We start from the raw sequence: 23653 nt of genomic DNA, 5'->3' as shown, positions 1-23653 counted from the left end.
AGATACGGACCGGGGTCACAGCGTCAAACAGGGCTGTGCAGGGCGGCCCGTCGGCCGCCGGCAAGCCCCTGCTCTCCATCATGCCGCCATGCGCCCGTAGATCAGCCGTTCGTGGGCGAAGTTGGAGCGCACCAAGGCGGCGGACATGACCGGCGCCACGCTGTTGCCGCACATGCGCACCTGCGCGGTGGCGGTCAGGGGGATGCGGGGCACGGACAGCGGGTCCGCGGCCTGCACGCCGTCCTTGAACAGGATGGCGGGGTCCGGGATCTCTTCGATCACATAGTGCTCGGGGAATGACTGAGCCCGGAACAGCTCGCGCGGCTTGAGCATGCGCAGGGTGATGTCCAGCAGCACATACTCGCCGGCGATGATCAGATCCACGGGCACAGGAAACTGCTCGGGCAGATACTGGTGCAGCAGGTCGGCGCATTGCTTGGCGCGCGCGAGCTGCTCCGGCGCGAAGGCGGCGGCCGGCACGGTCACCATGGTGACGTCGGCCTCAAGTCGCTTGCCGCGCCGCTTGGTCTGCACAGTGGCGGTGGGAGCGACCCCGGGCACGCGCACGCAGTAGGCGGAGATCAGACGCTGGTTGGCGCCCTTGGAAAGCACAGTGGACAGCGGCACATCCACCGAACGACCGTCGCCCTCGTAGAAGCCGCCGTTCGCCTGTTCCAGGCACGCTGCCACCACCCCCATCGGTACGCTGCCGCCCGGGCGCTTCACGAAGCTGTTTGCGGTCACCGTGTGCATCGGCTCGCGCAGGCTGTGCCCGACGCTTCCCGCCCGGAATTTCGTCATGTACGCCGCCGACAGCCCTCTCGCCGCTTCCCTCGCCGTCACCGTGTTGAGCGGCTCCTCGAGGCAGCGCACCCCGTTGCTCCAGGGCCTCGCGCCAGTGGCACAGCTCTCACCGTGGCCCATGTCAGCCAGGTGAGCCGCCACCACCGCTTGCTTCACGCCGCCGGCCACGACCGTCCCCACCGGCTTGTCGATCTCCTGGGTGCGGGCCTCCTGCCCCTTGCGTTCACCATACCCGATGGTCGCCAGGTTTGCGCTGAGCAGCGCGTGGTGCGTCCCGCCGGCGGAGACCGTCGACAGTGGCGCGGCCAGGTCGTGGGTGCTAGTGTGCGACCGGCTGGTACCGCGCAGGGGCGCAAGCGCCGCCGCGGTGACGGCGTGGTGGCCGCCCGTGGTGATGGTGGGCAGTGGACTGTTCATTCCTGCGCCGGAATGGCCCGTGGTGTTCGTGGTGATCACGGGCGCCAGGCGCGGCGTGACCACCGAGAAATGGCCGCCCTTCACCTCGCTGCAGATCGTGCGCATCGGCTCGTCGGCCGGCATGTTGCGTTGGGTGCTGCCGTTTGCGTGTTCGCTCAGGAACGGGGTTAGAACGGCCTGCGAGTCGTTTGCGGCCTCGACGATGTAGGGCGAGGCGCTGGTGAGCACGTGCCGCCACAGGCCCTTGGCCACACGGCGCATGGTGTTCACCGCCAAGGGCTTCGGACGGTCGAACACGCTGCGCGCGGCGATACCGAAGTCGATGCATTCGGCGGCCGTGCGGTAAGGAAGCAGCTTGCCCGCCAGCACCGCGCGACTGGTCGGCTCTGCATGCGTGGCTTCCGGCCACACGATCGGCAACCCGTCGCGGCGTGCGACCAGGAACAGGCGCTTGCGGATCGTGGGTGCCCCTTGATCGCAAGCCCGCAGCTCCCTCCAGTCGACGTTGTAGCCGTGCGCGCGCAATTGCCGCACAAACGACTGGAACGTCACGCCCTTCCTCCGCGGGTCCGGATAGGACTTTCCGTCCGGACCCACGATCACAGGACCCCACGAGGTGAACGGTTCGACATTCTCGAGGGCAAGCACCCGCGGCTTCGTCAGGGCCACCCAACGCAGTCCAATCCAGGCAAGTCCTCGGATGTTCCTGTCCACTGGCGTTCCACCCTTGGCGCGCGAAAAGTGCTTGCAGTCCGGGCTGAGCCATACCAATGCCACAGGGCGATTGCGGGTGACTTCGAGCGGCTTGACGTCCCACACCGACTCGCACAGATGCAGCGTGTGCGGGTGGTTCAGTGCGTGCATCGCAAGAGCCTCGGGATCGTGGTTGATCGCGATGTCCACCGGTCGCCCAAACCCCTGTTCCAGGCCTTCGCTGGTGCCGCCACCGCCGGCAAAGTTGTCGATGATCAGTTCGTGGCCGAGGTCGAGTGGCAGCGTCCGGTGGAAGGCATCGAGAAAGGCGTCACGCTTCATTGCTGGTGTGCTGTCGGAGTTGTGAAACCAGTATGCGGAGCGGACCCTCAGCGTCAAACAACTATGTTTGCGCCAGTGTATAGACGCGGGTAGATTGAACGCAAACGAGTAAAGAGGTCTCCCCGATGCGTCGCGTGATCCCGCACCCGTCCCTGGCTTCGACAGCCCGCTGCAGTGGAGCGCTTTCCCTGCCGTTCGACGACAGCATCAGCGTGCTGGCCCGGCCGGCGATCTGGATCGCGGGAGCCTTCTCGCTGGCCATCAGGTCGCTGATTGCCTTGGCGTTCCTGTGACTCGCGCCGATCACGCCTCGGCTTTTGCAGACCGCGCGCCAGAGAACGAGCGCCCGCGCCTGCACTTCAAGCTGCTGGAGGTCCTGGGCTCGCAACCGGGGCTGCAGGTCGGCTCCGACGAGGCGCGGTGTCTCCTGCATTCGTTTCGCCCGTGGATCTACGACCGCACCACGGCCCTCATCCTGGAAGTGAGCCACGCCCACCCGGTCGTTGCCGGGATGCTGTATTGCTTGCACCGCGGCAAGGACTGGGACGCTGACGCCGGTGAGCGCTTCGTGGCCGAGCACATGGGCTTCTGGATGTCCAGCGTCTCGCTGGCGACGCGCAGCATCCACGTGGACGCAGCGTTCCGGCCCACCGCCCGGGAACGCATGGCGTTTCGCGCGTTCAACTTCATCCGCACGTAGCCGCGCGCCAGAGAGCCCGCGCGCCGCCCCCTGCCCTACACTGCACCCATGCCGGATACCCCCCGCAGGCCGCCCGAGTTCGAGATTCGCCCTGGAGAGGACGTTTGGACGGCCCTGGCGCGCGAGGTTGTCACGCGCCCGGACAGCCCCACGTCCCTGCGCCTGATGTCCAACGTCAACCGGGCGACGAGACCGCAAAGGGAGGCGACTGACCGGTTGATTGACGCCCTGGCAGGACAGATCGAATCGCCGCAGGATCCCGCAACCGCAGCCGAGCTCGCTGCCGCGTCGGAACACTGGACCACGGTGACGGGAGAGCGCCTGGACGCCGATATGCTGGGACAACTGCGCGATGACGCGCAGCAGCTCCTACAGCGGCGCCGGCGCGGCCCGCCCGCCATCGAGTCCATCGTGCTGGGCGCGGCAGAACGTAGCGACGTGGGCTACGACCTGGGCCTGCACCTTGAAGGACTACGCGGCACCTGGCACCGGCTATGGGCGCTGATCAGCCTGTCCAGCACCATGGGCGGCGACACCGACGATGCGGTCCAGGTAATTCGGGGACAGCTCGAGCAGCAGCTGGGCCGGCCCCTGACCGAATCGGAGTGGGCCCAGCTCACCGAGCACGCCTTGCGCCACGCGGCACAGGGCAAGCTGTAGCCGGCCGCCGAAGCCGGGCTAGTTCCCGGTCGAGCCGAACAGATTGAACAGCCCCGGCCCGTTCTGGGCCAGGATGCTCTTGACCGTCGCGGGGGCCAGCTGCCGCAGATCCTGCAACTGCTCGTAGGTGAAGCCGGTGAACCACACGAGCACCACGCGCCCGTTGACGCGAACCCACGCCCTCGCGTCAACACCGTCCCCGCCGTTGAGCGCCTCCCGAAAGAGCAAGAGCGCCGCCTCGTCGTTTCGCACGACGTCGACCTTCATCCTGCCGGTGGCGCGCGTCTTCTCCACGGCCTCCACCAGCGACTTGCGCATGTCCGCGAAGATGCCGGGGGTGACGTTGATGTCCTCCTCGATGTGGCGACCGACCTCCACTGAACGCAGGCTGCCGTTGAGGCCCAACTTGAAGCGGTCCATGTCCTCCCGGTTGGTGAGAACCAGCAGGTTGGGCCTGAGCTCCGGGTTGTTCGGCCCCGCACGCTGGAAGTTCTCGACGAACTCCCAGTTGTTGAAATAGCCCTGCGGCGCGGGGATGCTGATCGCCACGTTGTCGAGCGTGATCCGATCCCCGCGCGCCAGGTCCGGCAGCGGCGCCTCGCGCACTCGCAGCCCCGCCTCGGCGCGAAATCCCGCGGCACGCTTCGTCTGCCGCTCGATCTCCGGCTGGCTGATCTCCTGGGCAAGGCGCGCACGCCGCTCGCGTGCGATGCCGGAGGCCGACTCCTTGCCGCTGGCGGCCACGGTAAGCCAGGAGTACGCCTGGCCGGGCAAGCGCGGCATGCCCGTGCCCGAGCGGAACATCTCCGCCAGGCGCAGCTGCGCCCACGCGTCACCCTGACGCGCCGCACCGTCGCACCAGCGCGAGGCCGCGCGCACATCTCGCGCGACGCCGCGGCCGTCCAACAGCGCCATGCACGTCATGTACTGCGCGAAGGGGTCCCCCTGCCGCGCGACCCCCAGGTACAAGGCGTACGCCGCGGCCAGGTCCTTGGCCAGGCCGCCCGTGCCCTCGCTCAGGACACGCGCCAATTCCAGCTGCGCCTCCACGAACCCCTTGTCCGCCATCTTCTGTAGCAGCTGGTACCCGGCCGGCGGATCGGCTGGCACACCCACGCCCTGAATCAACGACGTCGCGTAGAGCGTCGAGCCGAGATCGCTCCCTTCGTCCGAGGCCTTCTTCAGTAGCACAGCCGAACGGGGCCAGTCCTGCGGCACCTTCCACCACGCGAACCGGTACACGCGCCCGAGGAGGACGGTGGCATCGATGTTGCCTTCCGCGTCGGCCTGTTCCAGCATCCCGACTGCCGCCTCCGGGTCAGCGGTGGTTCCCGCGCCCAGGGCGGTGAGCCACGCCACCTCGAATTTCGCGCGCGCGTGGCCCATCGCGGCGGCGCGCTGCAGCAGGCCGAAGCGCCGCACCGGATTTGCGGGTTCGCCGTATCCGTGCCAGGCCATCCGAGACAGGTGGTAGATCGCCTGCGCATCGTTCGGCAGGGCCTCGAACTCCGCGCGCGCGCGGGCGAAGTCCTTCACCGCCAGCGCATTGAGCCCTTCGTCAACGCCCGCCAATGCGGGTGCACAAGCCGCCACGGCCAACACAGCTGCAACGCCTACCAGCACGCGCCTAACGCTCCTCGTACCTCTGACCATCGTCATCACTGCCTCCGCTATTTTCCGTTGATCGTCTCATAAGGCCGCAGCAGTTCCGGTGCATCAGATCACCAGTTTGGTCGCCACAAAGCCCTTCGCAGCTATTGCAAGAGAGTGGGGATCCACTGGGGGACCTGGCTCTTGAGCTTCCGGTTCACCAGAATCAGCTGCCGCGGCTTGATCGCTTCGATGTACTTTTGGTCCAGACCGAGCTTGCTGGCAGCCAGGCGGTGGTACATCGGGTCTAAGCCTAAGATAACTTTGGTCCCCACGCCGGCGAGGATCTGCTCGGGGAACTGCGTGGGACTTTGCGAGATCAGGAAAAGCGCGATGCCGAACTTGCGGGCCTCCTGGACCAATCGGCAGATGATGTGGTCCGAATCGTCGACCACGTAACGCACGGCCTCGTCGATCACAACGATGTCGGTGACGCCCTTGACCTCGCCGCGTGCCATCGCGCGCTCTAGAAGTCGGTTCAAAAAGGTCTCGACGAAGATGGTTCTCTCAGCGTCACCGTACGCGCGGATCTCGTACCGCCACACAAGTTCGTCCGGATCGAAGGGCGGTGGCACCGAGCGGCACACGCCGGTGGCCTTGAGGTTCTCAAGCCGATCGAGGAGGCTCTTGAGGGTCTGTGCGCTTTCGTAGCGAATCAGGTCGTCAATTTCGTCACCGGTGACGCACCGCTCGAGGAACCCTTCGAATGCTTCCCGCGCACGGTCAGCCGCGCGCTCCCTTTCCTCTTTGAGAATGACCGGGTCGTCCTGCCCCGCGCGGCCAGTGGACTTCTGCAGCGCCCGTGTGAGCTGGCCTGTGGCCTTGCAGAAATTCTCCAGTGCGAACATCCCGCGCGTGTCGACGCCCACCCACAGCTGCTTGAGCTTCAACTGCGTGAGTGAGATGACGTCGTGTATCGTGGGCGCCGTCTTGCCCCAGCGCTTCTCGGGCCAGCGGCGCAGTCCTTCAGAGTGGCGCGTGGTCCACCAGCAACGGCGCTCGCGGTCGAAGGTCAGCGAGCCGCCCTCGCGGCGCGCAACGTCCTTGGCGAGTTCCTTCTCCTCGAACGGGACGTCCAGGTAAATGCGCCCCTCGGGCAAGTCCGCGGGAGAACATGCACCGTCGTCGTGGTATCCCCACGTCGCGGGGTTGTCTGCGTTGAATCCGCGGAGGGCGTAGACATCGAACAGGATGTTGCGCAGAACCGCTTCCTGCGTAGTGCCGAGCTTGCGCGCGCGCTGAATCATGGCGAGAAAATTGGCCACCGCGCGTCGAACTCCACCGAAATGCGGATCAGGGGAGACTTCCAGCGGGTTGAACGCATACGGCGTGGACTGGCTGAATTGCACCTTAGAGCCGCCCACATCGATGTCGCCATGGGTGTCGAAGATGTGCACCCGCTGCAACGAAGGTCCGGCCGTGGCCGCCACTTGGCGCAGGAACGACCTCAGGTTGTGGGTCTTCCCGCTGCCGGAGTCTCCCACCATGATCAGATGCCCGTTGATCAGGGCTTCGGGGTCCCAGGCAACCTCCGGAGATGCCCCGCCGTCGCCACGCGGCGCTGCGTACTGGCGGCCGATGCGGATCCGCATGCGACTGTCGTCACCATTTAACGTTTGCGCCTGTGTCACTCTGCAGATTGTATGTGAGCGTCCCGACTTTTCTCAAGTGGGGGCTGCTGATCGCCTCTGCGTGGTCCGTGTGAGATCTCAGCGGCCTATCGAGTGGTCTCATCGCAGACGGCTACCCCTCCGAGCCTACTTCCGTCGTCGCAGTTTTTGCCGCATTCGTAGTCGCCAATGACGGATGGTCCGGTCTGTTGGGAAAACTCGGCGAGCCGGGAGTGTGCCGCTCTCCGACATGCGTCCAGCGATTCAAACGGACCCAGATGGGCGCTGAAGGTAAGGCGCGTCTTGTCCGGATAGACGTATGCGTCCCACTTCTCCCCGCATCCGACCAGAACAGTACCTACCAAGCCAGCCACGACGCACCGGACTCCAACGCTGAGGCGCTTCATCCTGAGGCCTAACGAAGGAATTACCACATGGCGTGGCAAGCGTATAGCTGCGCGCGCCTCACAGCGCAAGCTGTCCGTTTTGAGCGCCCTGGCAGGCCGCATCAGCGACGTTTCCCCAAGGTTGGCAACCCTCCCGGCACGAGACTGACCCATTTCCCAGCCTCCCCCGCGTGTTGCTTGTTCCGCTCCCAGGCCCCGAGCGCCTTCGCAGGCTTGCCCTTCATGCCCCGTGACTCGGCCTCCAACTTCAGGTATGCGTCGCGCTCGGCCGCGAACTCTCGGAGAATTGGCTCGACCTGTGGATGCGCAACAGCGATGCGATGCAGTTCCGCTTGTGCCGCGGGATCGCGCCTGCGAGCGGTCTTCCAAAGCCGATGCAACTGAGCCCGGTTCATCCCCGGTGGAAGCGTGCCTCGGGGCGCCCGCGCCGCTTCCTCCGGCGGCTGTCCTTGAGGGCTCCTACCACTCGACCGGGACACCCTGGCTCCTTCGCTGTACCGTCGGAGGTCGCCCGGCGCGCAGCCGCATTGCGCCGCAAGGCGCATGGTCACGCACACAGCTTGCAGCCCAATACCAACGCGTGTCCGTGTCGAACGACCTGTCAGATCTCATCACGACCACCAAGATACTCCCTCGCAGGGTCAAGCACGTATGCCTCATAGTCGGCCCAAGCTTTCCCCGATGAGAAATACTGCGCCAATGCCGGCAAGGCTGCTTGGCAGTATGCACTCCACGCCGAGTTTCCTCTCGTGTCGTTGGCGACACCGAACATGAGGGACACGGACCGGCAATCGATGCATCGGTACGCGGCCTTCACGCCATCGTTGTAGCCTGCGATGGCCAAGGGTGCGTACGAAGCCAGGTCTTCCAATTGGCGCCCGCGCAGAAAGGGTAGGAGCACTGGAACTCTCGCCACGACTGGCCTCGGAGGCGCGGGTTCACCGTGATCGCGGTGGATGCCAGAGAGGAGCGCTGCCAGCCCATCGAGCCAATAGAACTCTTCCAGAGCGTACAGGGCCTCGCTTATCGCATTCATGTTCTGCATGGACATCAACTCGTGGAGCCTACGGGCGGTGGACACGCAAGGGCGTTGCGCCACGAGCCGTACCTCGCCTGCGAAACCAGGTGCGTGAGCGCTGCACTATAGCGAGCGAACGGGAAGGATCGGGTACCAAGCGCCCAGATCCTTCACCAGGCCAGCCCCAGTCCCTTCGAGCTCATGCGATGAATCGCTCGCGCGGCCGTTCGCGGGCAATCACCGGCTCGGCGGGGTGGTGTCCGCCTGCCGGGTGCACATTGCCGGTGACCGAGATCCCCGGCAGCCAGATCTTGCCCACCGGCCGGTCGGTGATCCTGTCGCGGAACTCCAGGTGCATGCCGCTCAGATCCCGGGCCACCTGGAACACGCAGTCGTGGTCCAGGCAGAGATCCTTGAACCGGCCCGCCGCCGGCGCATCGAAGCGCACGCGCATCGTCAGTTCCGCGGCCCCTTGCATCCACCGAAGCGGAAAGGTCACCGCGCGGCCGTCTCGAGGGCGCACGTACCCGATGTAGTGAACGGCCTGCGCTGCATGATCATGCGGCGGCAAGTCCCGTTCCTGGTAGTCCACGTGCCCCGCCGCGTTCGGTCGCAGCTGGTAGGCCACGCCAGGCGTGATCCACACACCCTCTACCCTCACCAGCCGTCTTCCTTCGGTCATCCGGTCATCCTTTCGCGCCGGCGCGCCACCTGGCTGCCGCCCATGTCCAGCTCCACTGCGCTGTCTGCGGCCTTCAGGAGCGCCTCGCCAAGCCGTTGCGCCGCGGCGCGGAAGGGCTCATAGACGATCGCCTGCCCGAGCAGCTCGATCGCCTGGGTGCGCGATAGCCCTTCGATGAGCAAGGCGTCTACCCCCTTCACGCGGGCCACCTCTTCGTGGGTGAGCAGCCGCGACAACTCCGGATCGCTCGGGTGGCGCAGGCGCGGGTCGGTGGAGCCGCCCTTCCAGTAGGACTTGCGGATCGTCGGAACTTCCGGATCGCTCGGCTCCACGAACTGCATGAGGAAACGCGAACCCTTTGCGGCGTCGCGCTCGCGTTTGGCCTTGAGGTACTCCACCGCGCGCCACATCGGATGGTCCGGGCCGATGCTGGGGTCGAGGATGTCCGAAAGTGTCTTCACCTCGCGCACCGCCGGCTCCAGCTGCTCGAAGTCGAACTCGACGCCCTGCGTCACGGCCACGCAGCACCAGCGAATTCGGTTCTCCAGCGAGCCGAAGTCACGCCCCTGCAGGATCCGCTCGTGCGAAACGTACCCCATGTCAAGCAACTGGGTGCGCAGTATGGCCGCACTCGCGCTTAACGCATATTCCGGAACGCACTCGATCAGCACCGCCGCCGGCTGCGTCTTGGCGATGATCACCAGGGTGCTGAACACCAGGTGACCCACCTCGGGGTGCGACTCGGTGAGGCCGGCGCCACGCTTGGCCTTGCCTGCCTTGCTGGCCCCGCTACAGGGCTGGCCGACTTCCAGCACCTCCAGCTTGCCAAGCTGCCCGAGCAGCCACTCGTCGCCGCCTGCAATCTCCTGCATCGGCACGTTGATGGCCGCGGTCTTTTCGCCCCAGGCGTCGTTGTGCTCGATCGCATGCAACAACAGGTCCTCGCGGATCTCGTTGGCAAAGGCGAGGTCGGCTTCGATGCCGGCGTCCTGCAGGCCCTGGTGAACGGCGTGCGTCAGGATGCCGCCGCCGTGCGCGAGGCTGCCGATCTTCAGCGGCTCGCCCGCCTGCAGCTTGCCCACGAGTCGCGTGATGCGCTCGCGCTTCTTGATCTCGGAGGCCAGGGGCAGCAGCACCACTTTGTCGTCGCCCACGACGACCCGGACCGCATCCATGCCGTCGAACAGGGCGAGCAACTCGCGCGAGTTGATGTCGATCACAGGGTAGGTCTTGCCGTGCCGCTCCTTGGCCGATACCGTGCGGCTGCCGTCGCGATTCTTTTGCAGCATGACCCGCTTGCCGGCATGGTCGACCACGACGTCGAACTTCTCCCCTGGCGCGAAGTTCGCGCGGAGTGCCTGGGTGCCATCGAGGTAGATCCGCGGGCGGCCCTTGTTCTCGCCCAGCTTCTTGATCCAGACGTCCTTCAAGCCCACGGCGTCACCCTCCCCTCGGCCGCTCGGGCTGCATCACTTCGGCGTCGCCGGCAGGCGCGTGGGCAGCGGCTTGCCGCAGCGCCGCGCGGAGATCCTGCTCGGAATGCAGCAGCGCGTGCAAGGCCATGCGAACCTCCGCGATGTCGGGGATCTCGCCGCGCGAAGCCACCTCCAGCGGAATGGCCAGGCGGTGCTTCTGCAGGGTCTGAGGCGGCTGCAGCATCCGTACCAGCACACGAGCGCGCTCCAGGTGCTCTTGCGTCACCCAGTCGGCGTCGTCCGCTGCGCCGCCGAGCGCATCCGCAAGCGCCGCGTCATCGCCAGCGCAGATCGCCATCAGGGCGAAGGCCGGCGCCGCGTCGAAACTGACTCTGAACGGGCCGTAATGGATGCCCGCAGCCGGCACGGTCTCGGCCAGCACGTCCCAGTGGCCCTGCGCGTGCTCGCGCGCGAGATCCTCGGCCGTCATGCTTCGCTCGCCGTCCGTGAGCTCCAGCATCGCCGCCAGGCCGTCGAAGGTCACCGCCCCGTCATCCAGGTCCTGCGCATGCTTGTCCACCCACGCCTGCGGGTGATAGGTGGCACGGAGCGTCGGGCGCATCAGCCAGGCCAGGACTTCGCCGCCCACCTTGCGCCGCAGCGCGAGCCAGGCGCCCACGGTGGTCTGCGTCTGCACGCTCTCCTGCACCCTTCCGTCCTGATTGATGGACAGACGCACCCACACGGGGCGATCCCAATCAGTACGAGCCCACTCCTCCGGGTCGACGGCCTCGCTCCGGATCACTGCGTCGCGCATGGAGCCGGATTCCAGCTTTTCGCGGCCACGCGGTCCGGTCGTCCAAACCTCGCCCTCCGCGGTGATGGGTGCTGTGGTCTTCGTGTCGTTCATGATTACTCCCTCACATGCGCCTGCCGCTCACCGCCAGCCGCCGCGTCGTCTTCGTGGTCCACTCCGAACAGGTCGCCCTGGGCGGCGGCGCCGGCTGCGTCCGGGGCGACCCCGGGATGCGGCATGTCCGGGACGTGCCCGGTCGCCGCTTGGCGCCGCTGGATGTCCTCGCGCCAGGTCGACTTCGTTGCTTCGCCCAACTGATCCCAGTCCGGTGCAATGGGGCAGTTGCGCTCGTACAGGGCGCGCGCCGCCGCCTCGAGCTCCATGGGTTGATCGCCTTGCATCTATCTCTCCCGCGGCCGCAGTGGCTCGGTGGCCCGCAGGCGTTCCATGTCCGCGCGCGTGTGAGCGACGCCGCCGAAATTCAGGCGCTCGTACAGCCTGCGCAACAAGTGCTCGTCGTCCGTGTAGGGCAGCTCGATGCAGGGGAACACCACGTTCATGAAGCGCCGCCGGCGGGTCGCCTCGTCCAGGTCGGCAAACCGCACCCCTTCGAAGATCGCGAGGTCCCCCACCACGAAGTCGCGCAATGCGGTTAGCCGCTGCTGCCCATCGATCAGCCAGCCGGCCATGGGCTTGGCGCCTGCACCTTCCCATTCCATGCCGTTGGCCACGTAGTAGCCCGTGCCCAAGCCGAGGAAGATGCCTTCGATGAAGGCCCGCTTTCGGTGCGGCTCCCATACCTCGTCGCGCTGCCATGGCGGGAGGACGTGGCGCAAAAGCTCCCGCTCACCCGGAGCGGTCGCCTCCACGCCGGAGGAGAACAGCACCGCGATCGGATAGTCGCGCGTGGCGCCGCGCAGAATCAGCTCGGGCAGGATGGGGACCGGCACGTCAGGACCTCTGCCGATCGGCGCGCGTGGGGGCCGTGTGCTCGTCCGCCGACCGGGGCGCGGCCTCGCCGTCGCGCTCGAACAGGGCCGGTGTTCCGACGTCGCTGGCCAGCGAGGCCTCGATGACGACTGGCTCGTCGACGGGCAAAGTGCCCGAGAGCCTCTCGCCGTCCGAGCATTCCAGCTGCGCGCGGGCCACTGCCTCGTTGGACGCCTCCACGCGGATCGCGCCGCGCACCACGATGTCGAATGCGAAATCCATGTGCGCCTGCGCTCAGGCCCGCATGCGCGGGCGCTCCTGCGTCTCTTCCTCAGCTTCCGGCTTGAAGCGCGTGACTTGGGAGAGCAGGCATTCGCTCGGATCCATGTCGCCGCGCTTGAAGCACCACACCGGCTGCTCGAAGGCGCCGCCGGGGTTGTAGTAGAGGTAGGCCACCTCCACGACGTCACCCGCCTGCGGCACCGGCACGTTCGGCGGCACCGTCACGTTGCCCACCGGCACCGTCGTCCCGGCCGAATCGACCAGCCCGATCGCCACCGAGCGCTTCTGGTTGACGGTCAGCACCTGGCAGGCGCTGGACTCGCAGAACTTGAACTTGAGGCTGGCGTCGCTGTAGCCGTCGCAGTGCGGCTGGTCAGCCAGCTTGAAGACCACTCCCTCGCGGTTGCCCGCACGCAGCTCCTCGAATCGACGAGCCTTGGCCGCAGGATCGAAATCCGTCTGCAGCAGCACCAGGTGCGGGACATTCCACGTCGCCAGCACCTGCACCATGAGGTGGTAGCGCTCCCTGAACGGCAGGTGGCGGATGTCCCTGCCGGCGAGCTGCAGGGCGTCGAACACGTAGAGCTTCTCTCCCACGTGCTCGCCGCACAGGATGAACGGGTCAGTGGCCGCCGCGTGCAGCCGCTGCACCCACTCCTGCGGTATGTCGACCCACAGGCCCTTCTTGTTCGCGCCGCGGATCTCGCCCTGCTCGTTGCGCTGCAGCATCCGGTTCTCGCCGTTGGCCTTCTCCGCCAGGCCCCACCTCGGGTCGGCCAGCAGCTGCGGCAGCAGTTCCTCGGTGGCCACCTTGGGCAGCTGCGGACGCAAGCCGCTGACTCGGCCGGTGAATTCGGAGTTGGTGTAGGCCTGCCCGCCTTCGTCCTCGGTGTAGCCGTCCTCCGTCTTGGCCTTCAGCACGCTGTCGAACGCCGCACGCGCCTCGCCCAGGCTCACCCCCAGCAGGCTCTTGCTGGTCGTCTTGAGCGGCTGGCCGCGGCGCGCGTTCTTGAAGAGGGCATCGTAGGTGCCCGCGTCCTTGCCTGCGCCGATTGACAGCTGGTACACCTTGTCGGCGCTGCCTTCGCGCTTGTAGAGCGTGACGAAGGGCAGGCCGGTGTCCGTGGTGGGGTTGGTGGCCATGGAAATCCTCTTTCCCGTGGAGTTCAGGACCGCTCGCGCTCGGCGCGCGGGCTGGCGAATTGGGAGAGCGTGTCGCGGGTGCGCTGCATCGCCCCGGCGGCCGCACCGCGGCACACGCGGAACTGGCTCGCGGCCTGCGCGTCCCCGTGGGGGAACAGTGCCGCCACCTCGCTCTTGAGCGCCTGCGTGCGCCGGGTCTGCCGGAACACGCCTGCGCAGTCATCCCAGCGTTCCAGGACGCACCGGACCAGGCTCTGGAACGGAACCCCGGAGGCCGGGCCTCCGTTGGCACGCACCTGCTCGAGCCCCTCGTCCAGGTAGGCCTGCGCGTTCACCCGCAGGGCCAATCGGTCGCGGTCGCCCGCATCGGGACAGCATTGCCAGAGCGCGTAGTCCACCGCGGCCTGCACCAGCACTTCGGAAAGCGCGCGGTCGACTCGGACGGTGCCCACCGCCTTCTGGTCGACCATGCCGGAGAGCGCCTTCCATACGGCGCCGGGCAGCGGCCCGTCCATCCAGGCTGCGCTCAGCACCCGGCGCTCGCAGTGCACCCCGAACTGCACTCCGGGGTAGCGCTCCTCCAGCAGGCCCTTGACCGCCTGGCGCACCGCGCGTGCGGAGGACACCGCAGAGGCGATCGGCTGGTCGGAGATACGGGCTGATGCGCCGGCAGTGCTGGGTTCCGATGGCAGGGTGCTGGGTGCGGCGGCGGTGCAGCGCTGCAAGGCCCCGCGCTCGCCGCGCTGCTTGCACAGCGCCATGAGGTAGTCGTACCAGCGGTTCTGGCACTCGACGCGGCTGCGAGTGGCCTCCGGAAGGAAGCGCCAGTTTTCCTCCAGGATCGCCTTGGCCACCCGGCGGCTGACAGAGCCGTCGTCCCACAGGATGTCATAGGTCTCGTCGGTACGCGGCCAGCGCCCCGACGAGGCGTTCTCGTTGATCACGGTGCCGCCCATGCCGGGCTTGAGGTCCCCCTCGACGCGACGCCCCAGGTGGCTCATGGCTGCTCCCCTGGTTGGCCCGCGGGATAGCCCGCCGCGCCGGCGCAGCGTGGTGGGAAGGAGGTAGCCGGCGCGTCCATTTGATTGTGGGTGTATACCGTCGCAGAATCGAGCTGCTGGACAGTTTGCCCGCCGCCTGGCGGGAATGCAAATCCGGAGATCAAGCATGGAAACCCTCACCGGCAGCCGCCGATCCGCAGACGAAATGGCCCGCGTCCTTGCCGACTACCTGGCGGGCCGCTGCATGCCGATGCTGCTGCAGGACGTCCTGGCGGAAATCGGCATCGATGCCCACCAGACGACCGTGTACCGCTGGATGCAGCGCGCTCGGGAGCACGGATGGGTGGAGATGAACGGGCAGGGCCGCACCGCGCGCTGGACGGCCTCCCTCGAGTTGCGCAACGAGGCTGCGCGCAGGCACTTCCTGAAGCCCGTGGAAAAGCGCCAGATGGTGGGCTACAACGAGGCATTCCTCGACGAATACGTACCGAACCAGTCGTTCTACCTCACGGCGGTCCAGCGCGAGCGCCTGCACCAGCAGTGCCGCCCCGGCACCGCGAACTTCGTGGAGCTGTCCGAGCACGACCAGTCGCTCTTCATGTGCGGGCTCTCGTATGCATCCTCCAGCCTGGAGGGCAACCAGTACGACTTCGCCTCCACCGAAAAGCTGCTGATCGAGGGCATGGCCAAGGAGGGCGCCAGCGAGCAGGAGACGATCATGGTGCTCAACCACCGCGAGGCAGTGCGCTACCTGATCGAGAACATCCACTATCCGCAGCGTCGCATGGACCTGCACACGCGTGCTACCGACCTGAAGAACGTGCACGCGCTGCTGTCCCAACACCTCCTGCGCGACCCGGCCATGTGCGGCACCCTGCGCAAGGGCCCTGTGCGCATCAAGCACAGCGCGTACTCGCCGCCTTCGCTGCACGAGCTCATCGAGCGCGAATTCCTCACGATCGCGGATAAGGCCCAGGACATCCAGGACCCCTACGAGCAGGCGATGTTCCTGCTGGTGCACCTGCCCTACCTGCAGCCTTTCGAGGACTGCAACAAGCGCACGGCGCGTGTGGCCTGCAGCATTCCGCTGCTCAAGCGCGGCGTTGTTCCCATGTCATGGATGGACGTGACGCACAAGGACTACATCGACGGAATCCTGGGCGTCTACGAGCGAAACAACGTATCGCTGCTGTCCGAGGTGTTCGTGGAGGGCTTCATCCGTTCTAGCGAACGCTTCAACGTCATGCGCGCCGCGCTGGACCCCAACGTGGCGGTGGTCAAGTACCGCACCGCCTTGCGCCGCACGGTACGCGCCGTCGTCCTGGGCGGCGACGTCGACTTCGAGGAAGACGTCGACCCGGCTGACCACAAAGAGTTCTGCCTCTTCGTGGAAAAGGAACTGGACTTGCTGCGGCACCAGAACGCGGCCGCGCTGCTGCGTTATCGCCTCATGGAAGGCGACGTGGACGCCTGGCAGAACCGGGACGCGGACGTGGAGACGGTGCTAGCGCGCGAGCGCGAGCCGGCCTGATCTAGGAGCGGATCAACTCACGTAGCGATCGGTTGCGCGAGCTGGATCCTTACCGCCTGCGCGTCCTCTTCAGAACACAACAGGCGGAAACCCTTTGGTCCGTAGAACGGTGCGGCGATCCAGAGTCCCGAGCCGAATTCAGACCTGACCACCCTCGCCACTGAGTCTCGGGAGGGCCCGGACACCAGGTCGATCCACACCGTTGGTCCCATGTGCTCGACCGTCTGGACGCACACGCTGGAGATCGCTGATCGGGCAAACTCCACAGAAACCATGTCGGCGCGCGGGTAGGCGACGTTCACAACGGTCGGTCCAATGCGGACCACGGCAGTTTCCCAAGAGCGGGCTTGCCCAAGCCACCTCGAAAAAGCGACCCAGACAAGCAGCAGGACGAGAACAAACAGGGAGCCCTTCGAGCCGGCGAATAGTCGCAGCAGGTGAAGCCAATCGCTTCGCAGATACGCGAATGCGACGTTCCCGATCCCGCCGACCAGCAGAGCGCCAACGAGCATCCGCCTTGTGCGCGCGATCTTGGGCGTCTGCCCTGGACTTGCCCGGAGTTCCCGAGCCCAAATAGGACCAGTCGACTGGCCCTCTGCTGTCTCTTCCACCAACGCAGACATCCGTCGCGCCTAGACGATCACCTGCGTGCCGGCCATGAACCGCAGCACTGGGTTCACGATGCGGTCCTTGTCGTAGCGCATCGTGGCGACCCAGAGCGTCTCCTGCGGCGCTCGCGCAGGATGTACAGGATGCACGACCACCTGGTACCTGGGTGAGCGCTTCTTGGTGATCATGCGCGCGACGTAACGCGGATGCTCCAGCGCGATCTGCACGAGCCCCATCTCCGACAGCCGCTTGTGCTCGCGGGTGTTGGCGAAATCCGCCTCGATCCACTCGAGCCAATCCGCGCGGATCTCGTCGCGCATCTCCGCCATCACTCGGTCGAAGTGCAGGAAGCCCGTTGCCTCCACCGAGGTGCGGGTGGCCAGGCCCTTATTGAATTCCTGGAAGTTGTCGACGCGGTAGAAGGCGTCGATCAGGAGCGCTCGCTGGCGTCCAGTCTGCTTGTTCTCGTTGAGCCGGTTCCACTCGGATGCCATCTGGAGCACCACCTGCTTGGAGTGCGCGCCATAGGCGGCCGTGATCAGCGACTGTCCGAAGTGCTCGGCCTCCAGGAACTCCATGGAGTGGTCACCCAGCTTCAGCTGCGACGGGATGGACGCGCCATCGACGATCGCCAGGAAGGTGATCGAAATCTGGTCCGGCTGCTTTAACTGCTTGAGCTTGGGCGTAGGCTCCATTGAGTCCTCGTGGTTCTGGGCTTAGGCCGGTTCGGCCACGGCCTTTTTGCGCCTGGCACGGTCACCCCCCGCCTTGTGGGCAGCGGGCGCCGCGGAAACTTTGCGCGTCGCGGGGGCGGCCGCCTTCTTGGCCGCAGGCGACTTCCTGGGTGCGGCGGTGCGCCGTGCCTTGGGTGCCTTCTCCTCGGTGGACTTGCGCCGGCCGGTCTTCTTGCGCACCGGCGGGCTCGCCAATGTCGGGATAGGGAACAGTGAGTCGAGGTCGCGCCCGCGCAGTGCGAGTACCTTGCGCGCGGTCGATTCCAGCACCGCCTTGGGATCGGGCACCGTCTTGAGCTTGCACAGCAGCGCGTCGATGTAGGGGCCGGCCTTGGGCTGCTTGTCGGTGCGCGTGAACAGCCATTCGTACTGGCGGTTCTTGGTCTTGTCGAACAGCGCCGTGAAGCGCGCCCCGATGTCGTTGCGCGCGAGCAGGTAGTAGGTGGTCCCCTCGAACTGCTTCAGGTCCGCGCCGTACATCAACTCGAACAGCTCCGGCAGCCCGTACGGCTGCCACTCGGGAGGGTTCGGGTACATCATGTAGATGCGCAGCAGGATCTCCGTCTCCAGCCTCAGCGCACCCGACTTGCACTCGTCGTTGTAGTGGTTCGTGTTGCGAAAGCCAAGGGCGAATCGCGCCCGGTCCTTCGTGAGGCCCATGCTGCCTCGCCACTCCTCGATGTCCAGGCCGACCAGTGGCCGCCGGTCCCGCGGCAGGGTCAAATCGACTTCGATCTCGTCCTTCGGCTTGGCCTTGGGCATCTTCTCACCTCTGACTGACTATCGTTCTCGGGGGTGTCGCGGCTCGTCGTTCAGATCGTCCGCAGCGCCTGCAGGTTCGTTCGGGAACAGCTCCGATCCGCCGGCAGGAGCGTAAAACGCTCGCCGACCCACCTTCGCTGGCGCCGCAGGAGCCACACTCGGCATCTGCGAGATGACTTTAGAAATCTCCCCCGCATCCGTTTTAGGGGAGTTTAAGGTACTTTCGATCGCGTGCACAGTATTCGAATCGCTAGATTGATCATGTACGGACGCAGTTTCGACGGCTTCTTCGAGGGAGGAATCCCCTAGCGCAGTCAATTTAGCGTTTGCAATTGCACTCAATTCGCCGTCCGGATCCAGTTGCCGGGCCGCCACGCAGTGGTCCACGAAGCTCGAACGCAGCTTGAGGAGACGCTGCTTGATTTCCTCCAGGGCGCGGACCTGCGAGGCCAGCGCGTTCAACTCCGGGTCGGTGGAACTGGGCACCAGCGCCTTCGCCTGATCTGCGCCATCAGCCAGCATCTGCCGAAGCGACTCCGCCCGAACACCCAGGCGCGCAGACACTCCGGCCAGGCCCTCGGCCAAGTCGCCTTCCTTCTGATCGATCGAGGAGCGGGCGACCTTCATCTCGCTGGCGAGCCGATCCAGCCATAGCGCCAGAAAGGCGTCTGCACCACCGCCCTTGAGCACCTGTGCAACGCGCCGCCCGGCAGCCTTGTCGCCGTCGTTGAGGACCTGGTCCACGAAATCGGAGACTTCTTCGACCGCCTGGGCCGCGGCGGCGGCCGGTCGGTCAGGGAAATCGGGGTCACCCGTGAATCCGGCGTCCACCGGGCCCTGGTCAGTCTCCAGGCCCTGGTGCTCCAGCCGCACGTCGAACACGCGAGCCACACGCTGCAACACCAGCAGCACGATGCGCTTGATCAGCGCGAAGAGGCGCGAGCCGTAGCCGGTGAACTTCTGCAGTCGGCCCAGCAAAGGTTCCAGCGGAACCGGCGCGCGAGAACGGCGCAGCCGGCGCGTCGCATCCACGAGGCTGGGGTCCAGCGAAATGGCAGCACTGTTCATGGTCAGTTCCCTCCTAGATCTACTTGCGGACAGCATAGGGAGGGGCACACCACTATGCAAACGCCGGACCAGCTATGCCTGAGGGCGCGGAGGCCGGGACGTCAGCGGCCACCGCGCGCTGGCTCCAGGGTCTCTCGCATGGTTTCGAAGAACGCCGTCACGTCCGAGGCGTCGTGCAGCGTGTCCTGCGGCAGCGTGTTCGGCGTGACCTTCACGGCCACGACGCGCTCCACGGACTTCGCCGCCGCCTTGGGCTCGGGGCTATCCAGCAATTCCTCCACCTTCTCCAGCTTGGTCAGCGTGGGCTGCGTGAGGCCCACGACCGTGCGGTCGCTCGAGCGCGGCTCCGCCAGCACACCCTCGAACTCCTCGAAGGCGTCGGAGATCCAGTCTGCCTTGGGCACGAGCGACAAGCCCGTGCCGGGGTCATGCGCCTCCGGCGCGCCCACCAGCTTGCTGAGGAATTTCCCCCGCAGCCGGGGGTCATGCGTGGTGTACAGCCGGGCGGTGCGCATGACTTCGCCCAGGCGCTCGCGCATCGGTTGCGGCGGGCTCGGTAGCGGCAGCGCAGCCGCCTCGCCTTCGAGCCCGAGGATCTCTTCGGCGGGCTTGCGCACGAACGGGCTGAGGAAGGCGAGCGGGTTCGGTCCGGGCGCGAAGTCCGGATCCTCGCCAGACTGATCCTCCTGGGGCTCCGTCTGGCTGTTCGACAAGATGCGCGAGGCCTTGGGCGGCTCCGCCGGCTCCTGCGCCACCGGCTGGGTGCTGCCCTCGAAGCCGTCCTCCTCCCCCTGCCGCGGTGCTTGCTTGTGCGCCAGGTGCTGCCCGCGTCGACTCGCCCCTGCGGCCGCCGGGTCTTGTCCAACAGCGCGCAAGGCGTTGCGCGCCGCCACGTACAGAGCGATGGCGCGGCTCTCCGCACCCAGGTGCGGGTTCAGCCGCGCGGCGCAATCGGCCACGGCCTGCACCACCGGATCGTGGGGAACGCGCAGGCTCACCGTCACCTGCTGGCTGAGCATGCGCAGCAGCTCCTGGCCCTTGCGGAACGGGTCGTTCATCTCGTCGACGGCGATGGAGTTGGCCGCGACGTCCTCCTCCGACGGGGGTGCCACCTGCAGGAACCGGTTCACCCAGTAGCGGTCCACCTGATGCTTCTCGATGTCCTTGCCCATGTAGAACCATCGCATGTAGTGCGTGCGGCCCTGCACATCGATGATCCCCTCGCCCTGCTTGAAGCGTTTGAGACGCTGGGCGGAAATCCGGTCCTGCTCCACGACGTCGATGTCGGCAGTCTTGTGGTACCCGAAAGCCCCGTACTTGAAGTGCCGTCGCACCGCCACCGTGGCCTTGCCGACGACCTTCTGGATCATGTCGGCGGTCTTACCGGTGTCGTCGATGCGCATGAAGAACTTCGTGACCTGGTTGGCCAGCATCGCACCGGCCTCCGCGCTACGAGACCCTTCGGTGAGCTTCTCCAGGTCCTGTGCTGCGGCGATCATGCCGGTTCCCAGTGATCTTGCCTGGGCGAACATCACCGCGATGCCGTCGCTGAAATAGTAAGCAAGCTCATCGAGTGCGACGATGTACGGGTACGGCGAGTTCGTCGCCTTCGACCCGAGCAGTTCTTCGTGGTCACCTTCGACTTCTGCGCCCAGGTTCTTGGACATCATCACGCGCAGGCACGCGATCGCCAGCTTGCCGAGGTTCTCCGCCTCGGCGGCGCTCTTTTCCAGCGACGGGATGAGCATGACGAGGATGCGGTTGCGCAGCGTCACATCCGTCATGTCGATCTCCGGGTACTTGTCCCGGAAGATGAAGCCGTACGTCTTGTCCAGCAGGTTCAGCACCGGGATCAGCTGGTTGGTGCGGTACGCGTGCTGCTCGTAGGCCATGGAGTCCTGTTCGGTCTCCTTGCCCGACTTTCCCGGTCGCGCGCTGCCACGGAAACCGGGCGGGGTCTGTTCCACCTGCTCTTCGCCGTACCCATGCTTCTTCAGCAACTTGCTGACCTGGTAGGACGGGCAGCCGGATTCGAGGTACCCCTTCAAACCGGCAAAGCCGTAGCTCCACTCGCCGTGATTGGCCTGGGCCTCCTCGTACCCCTCGATGTACAGCTCCTCCGCCTTCGTGAGGGACATGTACTCCAGGAAGGTGGCCACCGACAGTTCGAAGCCCTGCGTGTCCCGCTTGTACGCGAGCGCCTGCACCACCGAGCGCCAGTAGTTCAGGGCCTTTTCCTGCCAGTTCTTGGCATCACCTTCCACCTTGGGCAGCAGGTTGGCGCCCATCTGGATGATGGTGTCCGCGTCGGCGGAGGAAAAGGGGTTGAGCTTGTTCGTGCGGCGCCGGCGCGACCTGCGCACCTGCTCCGGCGTGTTGCCCGCCAACAGGAAATTCAGCACCAGCATGTCCGGATCACGGCCCATGCTGCGCACCATCGTGTAGACGTCGGTGGGCAGCTTGTTGTCCGCCTTTCCATCGGCGATGAAGAAGCCGCTGGACCACAGAAGTGCGTTGTAGAAGATCGACTTGAGTGCCTCGCTCTTGCCCGAGCCCGTGGAGCCCAGGATCAGCGCGTGCATGCGAAGGTCGCTATCGCCCAGCCAGATTTCCTTGAAGTTCTCGAAGAGAGAGCTGGATGCGATTTCCCCGACCAGCATGATCCCCACTCCGGGCTTGCCCTTGTCGTCCTTCGTCCCAACGGGGTACCGCACCGGCAGCACCGGCTTGGTCACGATGTGGGCCAGCGTGATGCCGGCCAGGAACGGCACCGTCACAAGCCCCAGGGGCGGATAGATCGCTGTAGCCAACGCGGTGGGAAGCGCCGCCTGCACCAGGTTCAGCGGCTCGGACAACCACTCGGCGAAGCGCTCCGTCGCGGGCCGCGGATCGATGATGGTTTGGCCGATTGCGAGCTCGTGACGCAGCTCGATGTCCTGCGTTCGTGTCATTGCAGACCTCCCAGTTGCGCGCCAGCAAGCTGCGCCTTGACGACCACCAGGCACACGCCCAGCGCGCTCACGAGCGGCGCGATGAGCGCCAGACGTGCACCCGCCTGCCCGACGAGCGCCCCGCTCCGCCCGAGGTCGCCGCCTGGCGCGCCTTCTCCGGTGGTCACCCAATGCCTCAGCGCGGCCACCCCGCTCTCCAGCCGCTGCAGCGCCGCGGCTGGGGACCGCTCGGCCTGTACCTGCGGCAGCTCCGACCACGCCATCTGCAGGACCAGGGCGCCGACGCGAGAGGCCTTCTGGGCGTCCAGGCCGAGAGACACCGCCGGGCCGGCGAGCGCCGCGCCCGCCATGTCGGTAACGTACGCGGTCCACTGCGCAGGGGTGCCCGTATACAGCAGGTCCAACAGCTGCGCGCCCCGCTCCTGGCGGGCACGAGCAAACATGGCAGTGCCGTGCCAGGCGCGCTGCGCCGCGTTGAGCGCCGCGTCGAAGAGGACTGCGTGCTCGCTCATTGCTGCAGGACGGTTCGAAGCTCGTCGGGGCTGGCCGCACCCGACACCAAGACGCCCTTGGGCGTGATCATGGTGGGGGTGCTCGTCAAACGCAGCTGCTCGAACGCCTTCATGTTCGAGTCGACCTGTTGCAGACCCTTGTCGCAGGGTTTTGCCACGCTCGCGCCGGCGATGGCCTTGGCCCACTCCTTGGCCGGGTCTGCGGAGCACAGCACGCCGGCGGAGATCTCGCGCGAACCGGGCTTGTACCCCAGAGGCAGGATCACCGGCTGGAAGCCGGGCACCATGGTGATCGCCTTCTCCAGCTCGCGGCAGTAGGGGCAGTTCGGATCGGAGAAAACGTAGTAGATCGGACCCGTGCCGGCGAGCTTCACGCCGGGCAGCCCTCCCACTAGCTTCGCTTCATCGGCGGTGATCTGCACCGACGCCGGCATGGTGGTTGCCGCTGATGCGGCCGGCCCCGCGTTCCCCACGGGCGCCTGGGTGCTCACTGTGGGCGCCACGGGAACTGCCGGCGCGCGCGGCGCGGCGATCACCAGCATCGCCACGGCCGCCGCTACCCCCACCAGGATCGGCTTGAGACCGAAGGCGCGGCTGCCGCCATGCAACGCTTTCTGGATGTCCCGGTACAGGCGTTCGGCATGGCGTCGGTCCGGCGCCTCGTGGGTCCAGCTTGCAACCGCGGGGCCGGCGCCGCCAAGCTGCTGTGGACCGGCACTCGTCACGCCATCGGGCCAGATCGTCACGTTCTGGCCGTTGAGCCCCACGGACGCCTTGGTCGGATCGAAGTTGAAGATCATGCGCGGCCCGGAGCCAGGCTCCGAGACCTCGACGGCGAGCCCCATCGAGCGCACCACGCGAACTGTGCGCGTCAGCGGGGGGGAAAGGTAGTTGCGCAGCTTCTCGGTCAGGAACTCGCGAATGGTCATCATGTTG

Annotated in this window: 23 protein-coding genes; 4 read left to right on the top strand and 19 right to left on the bottom strand. The window is 66.4% G+C overall.

What is annotated here, in order from left to right:
- Positions 1–78 precede the first annotated feature (78 nt).
- Entirely contained in the window at positions 79–2256 is a 2178-nt protein-coding gene (locus tag WG923_RS15015) for a DNA cytosine methyltransferase (protein WP_340351798.1), read from the bottom strand.
- 125 nt (positions 2257–2381) lie between these two features.
- On the opposite strand from WG923_RS15015, the gene WG923_RS15010 reads away from it, so the two are divergent.
- The 3 genes from WG923_RS15010 (at position 2382) to WG923_RS15000 (ending at position 3616) form a co-directional block, all read left to right on the top strand.
- The gene (locus WG923_RS15010) at positions 2382–2549 is read left to right on the top strand and encodes a hypothetical protein (protein ID WP_340351797.1); all 168 of its coding nucleotides are present in this window, start codon (positions 2382–2384) and stop codon (positions 2547–2549) included.
- Positions 2546–2956: a hypothetical protein gene (locus WG923_RS15005; protein WP_340351796.1), complete on the top strand. Its 411-nt coding sequence runs from the start codon at positions 2546–2548 to the stop codon at positions 2954–2956. The genes WG923_RS15010 and WG923_RS15005 overlap by 4 nt, the downstream gene beginning before the upstream one ends.
- A gap of 165 nt (positions 2957–3121) precedes the next feature.
- Positions 3122–3616 (top strand): hypothetical protein, encoded by a 495-nt coding sequence (locus tag WG923_RS15000; protein ID WP_340351795.1) that lies wholly within the window; start codon positions 3122–3124, stop codon positions 3614–3616.
- Positions 3617–3634: 18 nt separating this feature from the next.
- On the opposite strand, the gene WG923_RS14995 is transcribed toward WG923_RS15000, so the two are convergent.
- The 11 genes from WG923_RS14995 to WG923_RS14945 all read right to left on the bottom strand — a co-directional run bounded on the left by WG923_RS14995 (position 3635) and on the right by WG923_RS14945 (position 14550).
- Entirely contained in the window at positions 3635–5239 is a 1605-nt protein-coding gene (locus tag WG923_RS14995) for a tetratricopeptide repeat protein (RefSeq protein WP_340351794.1), read from the bottom strand.
- Positions 5240–5370: 131 nt separating this feature from the next.
- Entirely contained in the window at positions 5371–6858 is a 1488-nt protein-coding gene (locus tag WG923_RS14990; RefSeq protein WP_340351793.1) for a DUF5710 domain-containing protein, read from the bottom strand.
- A gap of 1026 nt (positions 6859–7884) precedes the next feature.
- On the bottom strand, positions 7885–8328 hold the full coding sequence (locus WG923_RS14985; protein WP_340351792.1) for a hypothetical protein: 444 nt from the start codon (positions 8326–8328) through the stop codon (positions 7885–7887).
- A 172-nt stretch (positions 8329–8500) separates the two neighbouring features.
- Positions 8501–8983 carry a hypothetical protein gene (locus tag WG923_RS14980; protein WP_340351791.1) on the bottom strand — a complete coding sequence of 161 codons (483 nt, stop codon included), beginning with the start codon at positions 8981–8983 and terminating at the stop codon, positions 8501–8503.
- Positions 8980–10299 (bottom strand): DNA cytosine methyltransferase, encoded by a 1320-nt coding sequence (locus WG923_RS14975; protein WP_340351790.1) that lies wholly within the window; start codon positions 10297–10299, stop codon positions 8980–8982. Before WG923_RS14975 ends, WG923_RS14980 begins: the two co-directional genes overlap by 4 nt.
- A gap of 124 nt (positions 10300–10423) precedes the next feature.
- The gene (locus WG923_RS14970; RefSeq protein WP_340351789.1) at positions 10424–11308 is read right to left on the bottom strand and encodes a hypothetical protein; all 885 of its coding nucleotides are present in this window, start codon (positions 11306–11308) and stop codon (positions 10424–10426) included.
- A 2-nt stretch (positions 11309–11310) separates the two neighbouring features.
- Positions 11311–11595 carry a hypothetical protein gene (locus WG923_RS14965; RefSeq protein WP_340351788.1) on the bottom strand — a complete coding sequence of 95 codons (285 nt, stop codon included), beginning with the start codon at positions 11593–11595 and terminating at the stop codon, positions 11311–11313.
- Positions 11596–12144, bottom strand: a complete 549-nt coding sequence (locus WG923_RS14960) for a DUF262 domain-containing protein (RefSeq protein WP_340351787.1) — start codon at positions 12142–12144, stop codon at positions 11596–11598.
- Position 12145: 1 nt separating this feature from the next.
- Positions 12146–12406: a hypothetical protein gene (locus WG923_RS14955; RefSeq protein WP_340351786.1), complete on the bottom strand. Its 261-nt coding sequence runs from the start codon at positions 12404–12406 to the stop codon at positions 12146–12148.
- 12 nt (positions 12407–12418) lie between these two features.
- The gene (locus tag WG923_RS14950) at positions 12419–13549 is read right to left on the bottom strand and encodes an RNA ligase family protein (RefSeq protein ID WP_340351785.1); all 1131 of its coding nucleotides are present in this window, start codon (positions 13547–13549) and stop codon (positions 12419–12421) included.
- A gap of 23 nt (positions 13550–13572) precedes the next feature.
- Positions 13573–14550 (bottom strand): hypothetical protein, encoded by a 978-nt coding sequence (locus tag WG923_RS14945; protein WP_340351784.1) that lies wholly within the window; start codon positions 14548–14550, stop codon positions 13573–13575.
- Between the two features lie 205 nt (positions 14551–14755).
- On the opposite strand from WG923_RS14945, the gene WG923_RS14940 reads away from it, so the two are divergent.
- Positions 14756–16081 carry a Fic family protein gene (locus tag WG923_RS14940; protein ID WP_340351783.1) on the top strand — a complete coding sequence of 442 codons (1326 nt, stop codon included), beginning with the start codon at positions 14756–14758 and terminating at the stop codon, positions 16079–16081.
- Positions 16082–16098: 17 nt separating this feature from the next.
- Here WG923_RS14940 and WG923_RS14935 read toward each other — a convergent pair whose 3' ends face one another.
- The 7 genes from WG923_RS14935 to WG923_RS14905 all read right to left on the bottom strand — a co-directional run bounded on the left by WG923_RS14935 (position 16099) and on the right by WG923_RS14905 (position 23649).
- A complete protein-coding gene (locus tag WG923_RS14935; protein ID WP_340351782.1) occupies positions 16099–16593 on the bottom strand; it encodes a hypothetical protein in 495 nt (164 codons plus the stop codon).
- Positions 16594–16713: 120 nt separating this feature from the next.
- On the bottom strand, positions 16714–17385 hold the full coding sequence (locus WG923_RS14930) for a hypothetical protein (protein WP_340351781.1): 672 nt from the start codon (positions 17383–17385) through the stop codon (positions 16714–16716).
- A gap of 21 nt (positions 17386–17406) precedes the next feature.
- Entirely contained in the window at positions 17407–18186 is a 780-nt protein-coding gene (locus WG923_RS14925; RefSeq protein ID WP_340351780.1) for a hypothetical protein, read from the bottom strand.
- 18 nt (positions 18187–18204) lie between these two features.
- Positions 18205–19254 (bottom strand): hypothetical protein, encoded by a 1050-nt coding sequence (locus WG923_RS14920; protein WP_340351779.1) that lies wholly within the window; start codon positions 19252–19254, stop codon positions 18205–18207.
- A gap of 101 nt (positions 19255–19355) precedes the next feature.
- Entirely contained in the window at positions 19356–22205 is a 2850-nt protein-coding gene (locus WG923_RS14915; RefSeq protein ID WP_340351778.1) for a type IV secretion system DNA-binding domain-containing protein, read from the bottom strand.
- Complete coding sequence (locus WG923_RS14910; RefSeq protein WP_340351777.1) at positions 22202–22717, bottom strand: hypothetical protein; 516 nt, start codon at positions 22715–22717, stop codon at positions 22202–22204. Before WG923_RS14910 ends, WG923_RS14915 begins: the two co-directional genes overlap by 4 nt.
- Complete coding sequence (locus WG923_RS14905) at positions 22714–23649, bottom strand: thioredoxin fold domain-containing protein (protein ID WP_340351776.1); 936 nt, start codon at positions 23647–23649, stop codon at positions 22714–22716. The genes WG923_RS14910 and WG923_RS14905 overlap by 4 nt, the downstream gene beginning before the upstream one ends.
- Positions 23650–23653 lie beyond the last annotated feature (4 nt).

This window comes from Ramlibacter sp. AN1133 (assembly GCF_037890035.1).
In the GTDB taxonomy this organism is placed as follows: Bacteria; Pseudomonadota; Gammaproteobacteria; order Burkholderiales; family Burkholderiaceae_C; genus Ramlibacter.
This window is presented reverse-complemented; position numbering and strand designations above follow the sequence as displayed.

What these genes read in the sequence shown, in the direction of transcription:
- WG923_RS15015 (WP_340351798.1), bottom strand. Translation starts at nt 2,256, where the DNA reads ATGAAGCGTGACGCCTTTCTCGATGCCTTCCACCGGACGCTGCCACTC.
- WG923_RS15010 (WP_340351797.1), top strand. Translation starts at nt 2,382, where the DNA reads ATGCGTCGCGTGATCCCGCACCCGTCCCTGGCTTCGACAGCCCGCTGC.
- WG923_RS15000 (WP_340351795.1), top strand. Translation starts at nt 3,122, where the DNA reads ATGTCCAACGTCAACCGGGCGACGAGACCGCAAAGGGAGGCGACTGAC.
- WG923_RS14990 (WP_340351793.1), bottom strand. Translation starts at nt 6,858, where the DNA reads ATGCGGATCCGCATCGGCCGCCAGTACGCAGCGCCGCGTGGCGACGGC.
- WG923_RS14985 (WP_340351792.1), bottom strand. Translation starts at nt 8,328, where the DNA reads ATGCAGAACATGAATGCGATAAGCGAGGCCCTGTACGCTCTGGAAGAG.
- WG923_RS14980 (WP_340351791.1), bottom strand. Translation starts at nt 8,983, where the DNA reads ATGACCGAAGGAAGACGGCTGGTGAGGGTAGAGGGTGTGTGGATCACG.
- WG923_RS14970 (WP_340351789.1), bottom strand. Translation starts at nt 11,308, where the DNA reads ATGAACGACACGAAGACCACAGCACCCATCACCGCGGAGGGCGAGGTT.
- WG923_RS14965 (WP_340351788.1), bottom strand. Translation starts at nt 11,595, where the DNA reads ATGCAAGGCGATCAACCCATGGAGCTCGAGGCGGCGGCGCGCGCCCTG.
- WG923_RS14955 (WP_340351786.1), bottom strand. Translation starts at nt 12,406, where the DNA reads ATGGATTTCGCATTCGACATCGTGGTGCGCGGCGCGATCCGCGTGGAG.
- WG923_RS14950 (WP_340351785.1), bottom strand. Translation starts at nt 13,549, where the DNA reads ATGGCCACCAACCCCACCACGGACACCGGCCTGCCCTTCGTCACGCTC.
- WG923_RS14945 (WP_340351784.1), bottom strand. Translation starts at nt 14,550, where the DNA reads ATGAGCCACCTGGGGCGTCGCGTCGAGGGGGACCTCAAGCCCGGCATG.
- WG923_RS14940 (WP_340351783.1), top strand. Translation starts at nt 14,756, where the DNA reads ATGGCCCGCGTCCTTGCCGACTACCTGGCGGGCCGCTGCATGCCGATG.
- WG923_RS14935 (WP_340351782.1), bottom strand. Translation starts at nt 16,593, where the DNA reads ATGCTCGTTGGCGCTCTGCTGGTCGGCGGGATCGGGAACGTCGCATTC.
- WG923_RS14930 (WP_340351781.1), bottom strand. Translation starts at nt 17,385, where the DNA reads ATGGAGCCTACGCCCAAGCTCAAGCAGTTAAAGCAGCCGGACCAGATT.
- WG923_RS14925 (WP_340351780.1), bottom strand. Translation starts at nt 18,186, where the DNA reads ATGCCCAAGGCCAAGCCGAAGGACGAGATCGAAGTCGATTTGACCCTG.
- WG923_RS14920 (WP_340351779.1), bottom strand. Translation starts at nt 19,254, where the DNA reads ATGAACAGTGCTGCCATTTCGCTGGACCCCAGCCTCGTGGATGCGACG.
- WG923_RS14915 (WP_340351778.1), bottom strand. Translation starts at nt 22,205, where the DNA reads ATGACACGAACGCAGGACATCGAGCTGCGTCACGAGCTCGCAATCGGC.
- WG923_RS14910 (WP_340351777.1), bottom strand. Translation starts at nt 22,717, where the DNA reads ATGAGCGAGCACGCAGTCCTCTTCGACGCGGCGCTCAACGCGGCGCAG.
- WG923_RS14905 (WP_340351776.1), bottom strand. Translation starts at nt 23,649, where the DNA reads ATGATGACCATTCGCGAGTTCCTGACCGAGAAGCTGCGCAACTACCTT.